12 protein-coding genes are annotated in these 11,991 nt (G+C 66.9%); 4 read left to right on the top strand and 8 right to left on the bottom strand.

Annotated features, from left to right (window positions below; all coding sequences use genetic code 11):
- Positions 1-31 precede the first annotated feature (31 nt).
- The 8 genes from G1C96_RS08175 to rpmH all read right to left on the bottom strand — a co-directional run bounded on the left by G1C96_RS08175 (position 32) and on the right by rpmH (position 6,666).
- Entirely contained in the window at positions 32-1,579 is a 1,548-nt protein-coding gene (locus G1C96_RS08175; RefSeq protein WP_169276098.1) for a ParB/RepB/Spo0J family partition protein, read from the bottom strand.
- Position 1,580: 1 nt separating this feature from the next.
- Entirely contained in the window at positions 1,581-2,546 is a 966-nt protein-coding gene (locus G1C96_RS08170) for a ParA family protein (RefSeq protein WP_169276097.1), read from the bottom strand.
- A 632-nt stretch (positions 2,547-3,178) separates the two neighbouring features.
- Positions 3,179-3,922 carry a 16S rRNA (guanine(527)-N(7))-methyltransferase RsmG gene (locus G1C96_RS08165; protein ID WP_335341942.1) on the bottom strand — a complete coding sequence of 248 codons (744 nt, stop codon included), beginning with the start codon at positions 3,920-3,922 and terminating at the stop codon, positions 3,179-3,181.
- A 115-nt stretch (positions 3,923-4,037) separates the two neighbouring features.
- Complete coding sequence (locus G1C96_RS08160) at positions 4,038-4,610, bottom strand: Jag family protein (protein WP_169276096.1); 573 nt, start codon at positions 4,608-4,610, stop codon at positions 4,038-4,040.
- A 107-nt stretch (positions 4,611-4,717) separates the two neighbouring features.
- Positions 4,718-5,728 carry a membrane protein insertase YidC gene (yidC, locus tag G1C96_RS08155; protein WP_169276095.1) on the bottom strand — a complete coding sequence of 337 codons (1,011 nt, stop codon included), beginning with the start codon at positions 5,726-5,728 and terminating at the stop codon, positions 4,718-4,720.
- A gap of 12 nt (positions 5,729-5,740) precedes the next feature.
- On the bottom strand, positions 5,741-6,058 hold the full coding sequence (gene yidD, locus G1C96_RS08150; protein WP_205832100.1) for a membrane protein insertion efficiency factor YidD: 318 nt from the start codon (positions 6,056-6,058) through the stop codon (positions 5,741-5,743).
- Between the two features lie 43 nt (positions 6,059-6,101).
- Positions 6,102-6,506: a ribonuclease P protein component gene (rnpA, locus tag G1C96_RS08145; RefSeq protein WP_169276093.1), complete on the bottom strand. Its 405-nt coding sequence runs from the start codon at positions 6,504-6,506 to the stop codon at positions 6,102-6,104.
- A gap of 25 nt (positions 6,507-6,531) precedes the next feature.
- Positions 6,532-6,666, bottom strand: coding sequence for a 50S ribosomal protein L34 (rpmH, locus tag G1C96_RS08140; protein WP_003827866.1), 135 nt, complete (start codon positions 6,664-6,666; stop codon positions 6,532-6,534).
- A gap of 383 nt (positions 6,667-7,049) precedes the next feature.
- Between rpmH and dnaA the strand changes: the two genes are divergently transcribed.
- The 4 genes from dnaA (at position 7,050) to G1C96_RS08120 (ending at position 11,991) form a co-directional block, all read left to right on the top strand.
- On the top strand, positions 7,050-8,684 hold the full coding sequence (dnaA, locus tag G1C96_RS08135) for a chromosomal replication initiator protein DnaA (RefSeq protein ID WP_169276092.1): 1,635 nt from the start codon (positions 7,050-7,052) through the stop codon (positions 8,682-8,684).
- Positions 8,685-9,197: 513 nt separating this feature from the next.
- Complete coding sequence (gene dnaN, locus G1C96_RS08130) at positions 9,198-10,322, top strand: DNA polymerase III subunit beta (protein WP_169276091.1); 1,125 nt, start codon at positions 9,198-9,200, stop codon at positions 10,320-10,322.
- Positions 10,323-10,348: 26 nt separating this feature from the next.
- Positions 10,349-11,515, top strand: a complete 1,167-nt coding sequence (gene recF, locus G1C96_RS08125) for a DNA replication/repair protein RecF (protein ID WP_169276090.1) — start codon at positions 10,349-10,351, stop codon at positions 11,513-11,515.
- Positions 11,512-11,991, top strand: a complete 480-nt coding sequence (locus G1C96_RS08120) for a DciA family protein (protein ID WP_169276089.1) — start codon at positions 11,512-11,514, stop codon at positions 11,989-11,991. The genes recF and G1C96_RS08120 overlap by 4 nt, the downstream gene beginning before the upstream one ends.

The following is an 11,991-nucleotide window of genomic DNA, read 5'->3' as shown; positions in this document are numbered from 1 at the left end:
GCACAGGTTGCAGCTCACACCCAGCAGCCGGTCACACCCAACCGTCGTCGGCGGTGGAGGAGTCAGAGGCGTGGTCGGGATTGAGCATCGCCAGGATGCGGTCCATGTCCTCCGGCGAGGAGAACGTGATCTCGATGCGGCCGTGCTTCTTGGTGCCCTTGATGGCCACCTTGGTCTCGAAGCGGTTCTCCAAGCTCTGCTGGATGGCCGATCCGCTCCACACGTTGGCGCGGCGCTTCGCGGCGGGCTTGGCCTTCTGGCGCTCGTCCATCGTCATCATCGCCACGATCTCCTCGGTGGAGCGCACGGACAGCCCCTCGCTCACGATGCGCACGGCGAGCTTGTCCATGTCCTCCTCGGAGTCGAGGCCGAGCAGCGCGCGCGCATGGCCCGCGGACAGCACACCGGCGGCGACCTTCTTCTGCACCGACGGCGGCAGCTGCAGCAGGCGCAGCGTGTTGGCGATCTGCGGACGCGACTTCGAGACGCTCTTCGAGAGCTGCTCCTGCGTCAGACCGAATTCCTTGATCATCTGCTGGTAGGCCGCGGCCTCTTCGAGCGGATTCAGCGCCACGCGATGCAGGTTCTCCAACAGGGCGTCGCGCAGCATGTCGTCGTCGGCCGTGGTCTTGACGATCGCAGGGATCGTGGTCAGACCGGCCAGCTGCGTCGCGCGCCAACGCCGCTCGCCCATGATGAGCTCGTACGGGCTGTCCATGCGCCCGGCGAAGGGATTCGACGTCTTCTGTTCCTCGGACTGCGCGGCCGATGTTTCACGTGAAACATCGATCTGATGCTTCGGACGACGACGCACCACGATCGGCTGCAGCACGCCGACCTCCTTGATGGAGTCGGACAGCTCCATCAGATCGTCCTCGTCGAAGATGGCACGCGGCTGATGCAGGTTCGGGCCGATGTCGCTGACGTTGAGTTCGGCCAGATAGCCGCCCACGACGGGCTTCAGCTGCTCCTGAGCGGCCTTTTCGGACGTCTCGGCGTCGTCATGCGCGGATTCGCCCGCGGCGGTCGTCCCGGCGACGTTCCGCGCGTCCTGCGCATCATGCGACGCGGACGCGGCGTCGGCAGACGATTCGCCGTCCGCCTGCTCCCCCGCCACCACGGCGCGCAGCGACTTCGGCGACGGCTTGAGCAGATCGTCCAGCGTCATGTCGAACGCCGACTTGATCTCCCGGTCGTGCTTCGACGGCGATGCTCCGGAGGAAGGCACGGCGTCGGCGGCACCGGAGGCATCGGAGCCGAAGAACATGTCGCTGGGGTGCGTCAGATCGCCGAGCGCGGGCACGCTCGCACGCGCACGCTTCGCCGAAGCACGCTGATGGCGCTTCGCCGAGGCCTCGGATCCGCCCGCACGCTCCCCGGTGGGTTCTCCGGCGGACGCGGATGTTTCACGTGAAACATCGTGCGTGGAACCCGTCGCCGCTGCAGCCGGCGACGCTGCGGCCGCGGTTCCGTCGACCGGACGGACGACGTCCTTCGGCTTCTCCTGCTGTTCCTGTTCGCCGGGCAGGCTCGGGAACAGCGCTCCCAGTCCCTTGCCCAGCCGTGGACGCGTAGCCATCTCAGCCCTCGTTTCTCGTGTCTTCGATCTGCTGCAGCACGCTCGCGGAACGCTCCGCCATCTCCAGCGCGGCCTCGCGGTACGCCACGGCGCCGGCGCCGTGGGGATCGTAGGCAATCACCGTCTGGTTGAAGCTGGGCGCCTCGGAGATGCGCACCGAACGCGGGATCGTGGTGTTCAGCACCAGCGCCGGATAGTGGCGCTTGACCTCGTCGTACACTTCCTTGCTCAGCAGCGTACGACGGTCGTACATCGTGATGAGGATCGTGGAAATGATGAGGTTGCGGTTGAGCGTCGACTGCGCCAGACCGATGGTATGGACCAGCTGCCCCAGTCCCTCGAGCGCGTAGTACTCGGCCTGGATGGGGATGAACACCTCATGCGCCGCGCACAGCGCGTTGAGCACCAGCAGACCCAGGCTCGGCGCGCAGTCGAAGAACACGTAGTCGTAGTGCGTGCCGCTCTGCGACAGGAACGTCTGCAGCGCCTGCTTGAGCACGGTGTTGCGGTTCTGCATGTCGGCGAGCTCGAGCTCGGCGCCGCTGAGGTCGATGGACGACGGCACGACGTGCAGCGTGGGGAAATCGGGGCACTGCACCATGATGTCCGCGATGCCGGAGCGCCCCTCGATCACGTCGTAGACCGACGGCTGCCCGGAACCGTGCGGGATGCCCAGCGCCGTGGAGGCGTTGCCCTGCGGATCCATGTCGATCACCAGCACGTGTGAGCCGGCCTTGGCCAGCGCCGCCGCGATGTTGACCGTGGACGTGGTCTTGCCCACGCCGCCCTTCTGGTTCGCCACCGCGATGAACCTGGTGCGCGCGGGGCGCGGCACGGGCTTGGCGTCCAGCGCCTTCGATCGTTCCGCGGTCGAGGCCATCTGCGCGCCCAGAGACGACTCGCCGTCGCCGAAGATGCGCCTGATGACGTCGTCGGCCGACTCGAATTCATCGTCCCCCGATGGCATTGCTGTTTGCTCCGTTGACAACGATTCCTCCTTGTTCACAATACAGTCCAGTTTCATGGGGTCACTGGACAAGCGCGGGCGTTTTCACAGTTGTGCACACAGTTGTGCATAACTGTGGATAAGTGTGGACAAATATGCTTATCCACAGCGGTCGACGACGATTGTCCACCGATGAAAAGCCTTGAAATTCAAGGTAAACCACAACAATCCACAGCGTTGTGGAAAACCTTGTGAATAACTTTTCCCATCGTGCACCACAGTGGATAACTCGCACCACATGCGCTTATCCACACCGCCGGCCATACGTCCCGACCTGCGGGTTGTCCACCGTGGATTACTGGCGTTCGGACGCCATCGCATGCGGCACGCATCGCGACAACGCAACCGCCCTCTCGCATCCTTGCTGCCAACCTCGCCACGTTTCCGCCGCCTTCAGGCATCGTGCGGGGGCATTCCACTCCCCCGCACCACCGATGCGGGCGTCGCACGGCATTCTTGCCCGGCAGCGCCCGATTGCACCGTGTCGCCTGCGTGCCGCTCCACGCCGCCCGCGGCACAAACGACGTTTCACGTGAAACATCGCCCCGCGCCGACGTCTTCGATGCAGCCGCGCCTCCGTGAGACTCCGCGGACTACCGCTTGCCGACGATCACCACATGCGTGGGCTCGAGCCCGGGCCCCACGGCCGCCTCCACCACGCGGGGATGCACTCCCCCGTACTGCCGGATGACCTTGTCCGCCTTCTCGATCTCCGCCTGCGCGCTGCGCCCCTTCAGCGCCACCAGACGCCCGCCCGGGGCCAGCAGCGGCAGCGTCCAGCCGCTGAGCTTGGTCATGGGCGCCACGGCCCGGCAGGTCACCACGCCGAACCTCTCGGCATGTCCGCCGGCATTCGCCCCACCGTGCTGAGAACCATTATCATTACGCCGAGCGCCGGAACCCCTGCGTCCGCCGCCGTTCCCCTTCCGCGGCGCCGGCATGAGCTCCTCCGCACGCGCACGGCGCACGCGCACGTTGCGCAGATCCATCTCGCGCACGCACTCCTCGAGCCATGTCACGCGGCGCTCCATCGGCTCCACGAGCGTCACCTTGCAGTCGGGCATGCACGCCGCCACCACGATCCCCGGGAAGCCGCCGCCGGAACCGATGTCGGCGATGGTGTTGCGGCCGCAGGCGCGGACCGCGTCGCGCACGAACGGCACGATGGCCGCCGAATTGAGGATGTGGCGCTCCCAGACGATCGGCACGTCGCGCGGGCCGATCAGACCGCGGGGCTCGCCCTCGGCCATGAGCTTGGCATGGAACACGGCGAGACGGTCGTAGGCCTCGCCCAGCACCTCGCGCACCACCGGGGAACCGTCCAGCAGGTCCGTCACCGGCTCCTGCGGCCGCGTCTCCGCGGGCTTGGAAACACCTGCGGCAGGCTCCGCGGCATCGCCGGCGGGCACGCGCGCGGCGGCATCGTCCATCGTCATGCGAATCGTCCGGAGGTCACTCGTCGGACTCGGCGGCGCCGCGATCGGCAGACGCGTCGTCCGCGTCTTCGGCATCGTCCGCGTCGTCGTCCACGGCGGACGCCTTCATGGAGATGGTCACGTAGCGGTGCGGCTCCTCGCCGTGGGAGCGCGACTTGAAGCCCTCCTCGCGGACCACGTCGTGCACGATCTTGCGCTCGAAGGAGTTCATCGGGTCCAGATCCACGCTCTCGCCGGTCTCGCGCACCTCGTCCATGGCGTCGAGCGCGATGTCGCGCAGATGCTGGCGCTTGCGCTTGAGGAAGCCGTCCACGTCCACGATCAGATGGGAACGCTCGCCGGTCTTCTGCTGCACGGCCAGACGGGTGAGCTGCTGCAGCGCGTCCACCACCTCGCCGTTGCGGCCGATGAGATGCTTGATGTCCGTGTCGTCGTCCGCGACGATCTGCACCACCGGACGGGCGTTGCGCACGCCCATCTCGATGTCGCCCTCGTAGTCGACGATGTCGAGCAGACCCTCGAGATAATCGGCTGCGATGTCGGCCTCTTCGTTGAGCTGGTCGATCGTCTTCGCGTCGTCCTGTGCCATCAGTGTCTCCTTACCCAAGCTGGTAACAGTATTTCAGTCTAGGCCGACTACGTTGCCGTGCGGCGTGGCGAAGCCGGCCCGACGAAACACCTGCGCGGATGAAGCGCCTACTTCCTCTTCTTCCTGCGGTTCGGCTGCTGGCGCTGGAAGCCGGTCTCGGCCTTGCGCTCGGCCTCCTCCTTGGCCTTGACCAGGGCCTCCTCCTCGAGCGAGGCCTGACCGGCCTTGGCACGGCGGGCGTTCTCGCGCTTGTGGTCGCGGATCTCCTTCTCCTCCGCGGCCGGGGAGCCCGGGGTGGGGATCTCGTAGATCTGGTACATGGAGCGCACCAGGTTGCACACGTTGTTGGTGATCCAGTACACCAGCACGGCGAACGGGAACGCGATGCCGGAGAAGATGTACATGACCGGGAAGCCGAACGCCATGGCCTTCTGCATGGTGTACATGGAGCCCTGCATGGAGGCCTTGGGCAGGTTCTTGCGCATGTTGTTGAACTGCAGGAAGAACAGCGTGAGGCACATGAGGGCGATGAAGACGCCCATGACGATCTTGCCGTGCGTGTCCGATTCGAGGAAGCGCTGCGACAGGCTCACGCCGAACGCCATGGAGCCGGCGAAGTCCTGCGCCACGTTCTGCGTGAACGCGCCGAGCGGCTCGCGCACGCCGGTGGCGATGTACGACACGGCGGACAGCGTGTACCACACGGACATGAAGGCGGGGCCCTGCACGATCGCGATGCCGCAGGAGCCCATGGGGTTGGCGCCGTTGTCCTGATAGAGCTTCATCGTCTCGCGGCTCATGGCCTCGCGGCTGGCCGGATCGGTCTTGCCCTTGTACTTGCGCTGGATCTTCATCAGCTCGGGCTGGATGGCCTGCGTCTTGCGCATGGACTTCATCGAGTGCCACCACACCGGCAGGATGATGGCGTGCACCACGAGCACCAGGAACACGATGGAGAGCACCCACGCGATGCCCGGGCCGTCCTGGAATCCGATGAGCACCAGCAGGTCGTGGAAGATCTTCATGATCCACGTCTGCAGCCATTCGATCGGGCGCAGGATGGTGTAGAAGAATCCGAAGATGCCGCTGTCAAGCGTGAAATTATTGGGATCGTACATAGGAAATGAGCCTTACTCCTTGGACTCCGGGGAATCCCACGCCGCCGGGGTCACACGAGGCTCCTCGTGGGCCTTCGACCACGTAAATCGGTAGAACAGTGAGAACCGGCGGGGGACGTCGTCGATGCCGCCGGGGTTCCACGGCCAGCACCGGGCGATGCGCAGCGCGGCCAGAACGCCGCCCCTGAGCGCGCCGAAGCGCCGGATGGCGGTGACGGCGTAGGCGGAGCAGGTGGGATAGTACCGGCATCGGGGCGGCGACAGCGGGGAGATCCACCGCTGGTATCCGCGGATGGCCGCGGTCATGATCCTGCCGGGCAGCGACGTCATCGCACGATCATCCGTCTCGTCCGTCCGCATCGGTCGTGCCGCGTCAGTCGCCGACGGGACGCGCGGCCGCCGATGCGGATGCGGCGCGGGACGTCTCGGCGCCCTCGCGCGACTGCGCGCCGATCCTGAGGAACATACGGCTGACGTCCTCCTCCAGACGCGCGTAGTCGGCATGCGCCGCGGACGGCTTGGCCCGCAGCACCACGTCGCACGAATCCGGCAGTTGGTCCTCGTAACGGGCGGCCAACTGTCGGAACCGACGCTTCACCTTGTTGCGCACGACGGCCTTGCCGACCGCCTTGGAGACCGCCAGGCCCAAACGCCGGCACGGCTCGCCATCGGCAGAGGACGGGATGCGGTAATGCGCGACGATGTCCCGGGACCCCACCTTGCGGTTGCGGTGCCGCAGCACCTCAACGAACTCCTGATGGCTCTTGAGCCGTTCCACGTTCGGTCGGACAGATTCGCGCGGATCAGGCGGACAGGGACTTGCGGCCCTTGGCGCGACGACGGTTGATGAGCGCGCGGCCGGAGCGGGTGCGCATGCGCACGCGGAAGCCGTGCTTCATGTGACGACGGCGGTTGTTCGGCTGGAATGTCCTCTTCATAGTTTGTACTCCCGGGTCTGTTTGAGCCATGCTTGAGCACGGCTTCTCTTGAAGTCAAGCTATATCAAAGTACACGCAGCGCGGGACCGAGTCAAAACGGACGGCGCCGATGCGCGGTTATCCACAGCGTTCTTCACAATCGCCGGACGCCCGGCGTGTCGTCAATCGTTGCAACGGCGCGGTTTTGCGGCTCCGAGTTATCCACAAATTACACCCATGTTATTCACAATCGAGCCGCCGCAACACGCGAGCCTGTGGATAACTGAATGTTTTCGGTGTAAACATGTCCTACTGTTTGACCGAACAGCACTCGCGCGCGCGACGCCACCGCCGACCGCGCGGGCGACACCGCGTACGCAGCGCACCGACCGAGAGGAGGGCCCATGGGCCAGGCCATGCCCGATGCGGATATGAAGCGCCTGTGGGACGTGGTCCTCCAGCTGCTCAAGCACAATGACGACCTGACCGCGAGGGACAAGGGCTGGCTCGAGGACATCCACCCCGAGGCGATGTTCGACACGACGATCATCCTGCGCGTGACGAGCAAGGCCACGCAGCGCGCCGTGATGGACGTGCTCAACGGGCCGCTGGTCGAGGCGCTCAACATGGTCACGGGCAAGGACATGTTCCCCGCCGTCAAGGTGGTGCCGCCCAGCAAGGCGCAGGCCGCGCAGGCCTCCCAGGGCGCGCAGGCGCCGCGCGCCTCCAGAGGCTCCCGCCAGACCAGGCCGGCCGCGCCCTCCGCACCCGCATCCGCCGCGCCCGAGACGCCCATGCCGTCGGACGTCGTGCCCCGCCGCGGCAGGCAGGAACGCGACCGCGCCGCCGATCCGTACGCCGTCCCGGCGAACGGCGCCCCCACGCAGCCGAGCATCGACGAACTGTCCGACTCCTACGCGAACGGCCCGATGGTCCAGCCCACGTTCGACACGCCGCCCTACCCGGGCAACGGGCGCAAGGTGGAGCGCGATCCGGGCACGCACCTCAACAAGAACGCCACGTTCGAGACCTTCGTCCCCGGCGAGTCCAACCGCTTCGCGCGCACCGTCGCGCTGGCCGTGGCGGAGGGCTCCGGCCGCGACTACAACCCGCTGTGCATCTACGGCGGCTCCGGTCTGGGCAAGACGCACCTGCTCAACGCGATCGGCAACTACGCGCTGGTCAAGGACCCGGGCCTGAAGGTCCTGTACGTCACCAGCGAGGAGTTCACCAACGAGTTCATCTCCGCGCTGCAGAACTCCGCGCGCTCGCAGGGCCAGATCGCCGAGTTCAACCGCCGCTACCGCGAGGTGGACGTGCTGCTCATCGACGACATCCAGTTCCTGAGCGGCAAGACCGAGACGATGGAGCAGTTCTTCCATACGTTCAACACGCTGTACCAGGCCAACAAGCGCATCGTCATCGCGTCCGACGTGCCGCCCAAGAACCTCAAGGGCTTCGAGGCGCGCCTGATCTCCCGCTTCGACTCGGGACTGACGGTGGACGTGCGCCCGCCGGACCTGGAGACGCGCATCGCGATCCTGCGCATGATCGCCACCCGCAACAACGTCACCGTCCCCGGCGACGTGCTCGACCTCATCGCCGAGCGCTTCACCGAGAACATCCGCGAGCTCGAGGGCGCCCTGACGCGCGTGACGGCCGTGGCGAGCCTGAACAACCAGCCCGTCAGCCGCGCGCTGGCCGAGCAGACGCTGCAGGACTTCTTCACCACGGACGTGGAGATCAAGCCCACGGACATCATCACGCAGGTGGCCAAGTACTTCCGGCTCACGTTCGACGACCTCGTGGGGCGCTCGCGCACCAAGAACATCGCCAACGCGCGCCAGATCGCCATGTATCTGGCCCGAGAGATGACCAGCATGTCGCTGTTCGACATCGGCCAGGTCTTCGGCGGACGCGACCACACCACCGTGCTGCACGCCTGCACGCGCATCAGCGACGAGATGCAGGAGAAGCGCGAGATCTACAACTACGTGATGGAGCTGACCATCCGGCTCAAGCAGCATCCGAACAACTGACGCGGGCGTCCGCGCGGCACTGCGCGGTTGTGCACCGCGCGCGTGCGCAACGCGTCTTTCCCGTGTCCGCGACGGCGTCGGCATGTCCACCGTGGACAAGTGCGACGTGCGCGGAGAGGCCCGGGCATCGAAAAAGTTATCCACAGAGTTGTGCACGAATGTGGGTAAACCCGGGGCATAACCCGTTGAAAACGCCGAAACGCCGCGTTGACGAGTTGTGCACATGCGAGGCCGTTTTGTGGACAAACGAAAGGGGCTTCGACGCCTGTGGATAACCCGGCGAGTTGTCCACATGAGCGTCCTCGCGTTGTCCACAGTGGATGCGGGTGTTGATAACCGGGATTCCAAGGAAAATCCGGGTTATCCACCATATCCACCGCTCTTATGATGACGATGAATTACTTCTTGGAAACTCATAGCCATCATCGTCACCGCCTCGGAGGCCACGGGCCGCAGGGCCGTGCGCCGGCTAGAATGAAACCCAGATCACGTCAACGCCGAGCAAGGGGCACCATGAAAGTCGAAATCAATTCCGCGGCACTGGCCGACGCCGTAGCCTGGACCACCCGCGTCATCCCCGCACGTCCCGCCACGCCCATCCTCGCGGGCCTCAAGCTGGAGGCCATCGACGGCACGCTGCAGCTGAGCGCCTTCGACTACGAGGTCTCCGCGCGCCACCACATCGAGGCCGGCGTGGACGAGGCCGGCTCCGCGCTGGTGACCGGCAAGCTGCTGGCGGACATCACGAAGAGCCTGCCCGCGGAGAAGACCTATCTGTCCACCGAAGGCTCCAAGATGACCATCACCTCCGGCAAGTCCACGTTCACGCTGCAGCTCATGCCGGACGCCGAGTACCCGGACCTTCCCGTGGTCCCCGCCAAGCTCGGGCAGGTGGACGCGCCCACCTTCGTGCAGGCCGTCAACCAGGCGTCCGTGGCCGTGACCCGCGAGGAGAGCCGCCCCGTGCTGGCCGGCGTGAAGATCTCCTTCGAGGGCGACAAGGTCGTCATGACCGCCACCGACCGCTTCCGCCTCTCGCGCGCCAGCTTCACCTGGACGCCGCAGAACCCCAACGTCAGCACCGTCACGCTGGTGCGCGGCACGCTGCTCAAGGACGTCGCCCGTTCGCTGGACACGTCGCAGAACGTGGTCGTGGACTACGACGAGTCCAACGCCACGCTGCTCGGCTTCGAGAACGCCGGCCGCGTCTCCACCTCGCAGCTCATCGACGGCGAGTTCCCCGCCGTGGACCGCCTCTTCGCGGACGACTACCCGATCCAGGCCGTCATCGACCGCCAGCAGCTCATCGGCGCCATCAAGCGCGTGGCCATCGTCGCCGAGCGCAACGCGCCCATCCGCATGGCGTTCTCCGGCCAGGAGCTCACGCTCTCCGCCGGCGCTGCGGACGAGTCGCAGGCCATCGAGACGATCGACATGGACATGGACGGCGACGACATCACCGTGGCGTTCAACCCCTCCTACCTCATCGAGGGTCTGAGCGCCATCACCGAGCCGTTCGTGCGCATGAAGATGACCACCGCCGTGAAGGCCGTGGAGTTCAACGGGCAGCAGGAGCAGGACTCCGACGAGTCGCTCGACTACCGCTACCTGCTGGTGCCGATGCGCTTCACCGCCTGACGCGGCCCGACGGAATCGCAGCCGGCGTGCACATCTCCCGTTTGGCGCTCGACCGCTACCGGTCCTGGGACTCCTGCGTGCTCGACTTCGGGCCGGGGGTGACGATCCTGCAGGGCCGCAACGGCCTGGGCAAGACGAATCTGGTGGAGGCCGTCGAGGTGCTGGCCACCGGCGGCAGCCACCGCGCGTCGTCGTCGCTGCCGCTGGTGAAGCGCGGCGAACGCAGCGCCGTCATCCGCGCGAACGTGGAGGACGATGGACGCACCACCACCTACGAGCTGACCGTGTCCGCCCGCGGCGCCAACCGCGCGCGCATCAACGGCGGACGCAGCGTGTACATGCGCGACATCCTGGGCCGCATCCCCTGCGTGACGTTCTCCCCCGAGGACCAGCGGCTCGTGTCCGGGGACCCGGCGGCGAGGCGCGGCTTCCTCAACCAGGCCGGCGCCCTGCTCGACCGCACGTACTGGGACGTCGCGCAGCGGTTCGCGCACGTCGCGCAGCAGCGCGGCGCCCTGCTCCGGCAGATCGCGCAGGCCGGGCGCAACGGCACGCCGATGGACGCGGCGCTGAGCGGACTGGAGATCTGGACCGGACAGTTCATCGAGGCCGGCGTGGCCCTGACGCGCGCCCGCAAGGCGCTGACGGACCGGCTCTCCGGGCCGTTCGCGGACATCTACGCGCGGCTTTCCAACAACGGCGGCGAGGCGCGGCTCGAGTACGCGCCCAGCTTCGCGGAGGTGCTGGAGCTGGATGCGCCGGAGATGGAGATCAGCCGGCACTTCCAGCGCATCTACCCGGGCGAGGCGGCGCGCGGCGTGAACCTCATCGGCCCGCAGCGCGACGACGTCTCGGTGCTGCTCGACGGCGTGCCGGCGCGCGAATACGCCTCGAACGGCGAGATGTGGACGATGGCGCTGGCCCTGCGGATGGCGCTGTTCCGCGCCGTGGCCGAGCAGGGCACGCGTCCGGTGGTGATCCTCGACGACGTGTTCGCGCAGCTCGACGAATCGCGCCGCGCGCAGATCCTCGACTTCGCCGCCGACCAGGACCAGGTGCTCATCACCGTGGCCGCGGCGAGCGACATCCCCGAGGCGTCCGGGGCCGCGGTGATCGACGTGGCGTCGCTGCTGCCGGACACGCAGGAAGGTGCGGTGCAGAGAGACACGGCACAGGAAGGCGCGGCGCGATGAACCCGCCGATCGCCGAGACGCTCAATCTGGACCAGCGCAAGCTGCCCGCCGAGGTGTTCGAGCGCTTCACCCACCGCCAGTTCACGCGCCGGGCGCGCGCCGAACGCGCCGAGAAGGCGTGGGAGAGCTTCGGCAAGCCCGGGCGCGATCCGAGCCGGCTCGGCTCCGTGGCCGACGTGCTGGCCATCCAGGGCAACTGGGGTCCGCACCTCAAGCTCGCGCAGCTCGAATACCACTGGGACGAGGTGGTGGGGCCCGGCATCGCCGCGCACTCGCGTCCCGCGGGCTACGCCGACGGCGTGCTCACCATCCGCACCGAGTCGACGGTGTGGGCCACGCAGCTGACGTACCTCATCCCGCAGCTGAGGTCCAGGATCGCCGAACGGCTCGTGGGCCTGCCCGTGGAGCGGGTGCAGGTCACCGGTCCGCGCGCCTCCACGTTCGGCGGCGGACGCTACGCGCGCAGAAAGTACTGA

The organism is Bifidobacterium moraviense, from assembly GCF_012932365.1.
GTDB classification, from domain to species: Bacteria; Actinomycetota; Actinomycetes; order Actinomycetales; family Bifidobacteriaceae; genus Bifidobacterium; species Bifidobacterium moraviense.
Note: the sequence above shows the minus strand (reverse complement) of the source record. Positions and strands in the feature narration are given on the sequence as shown.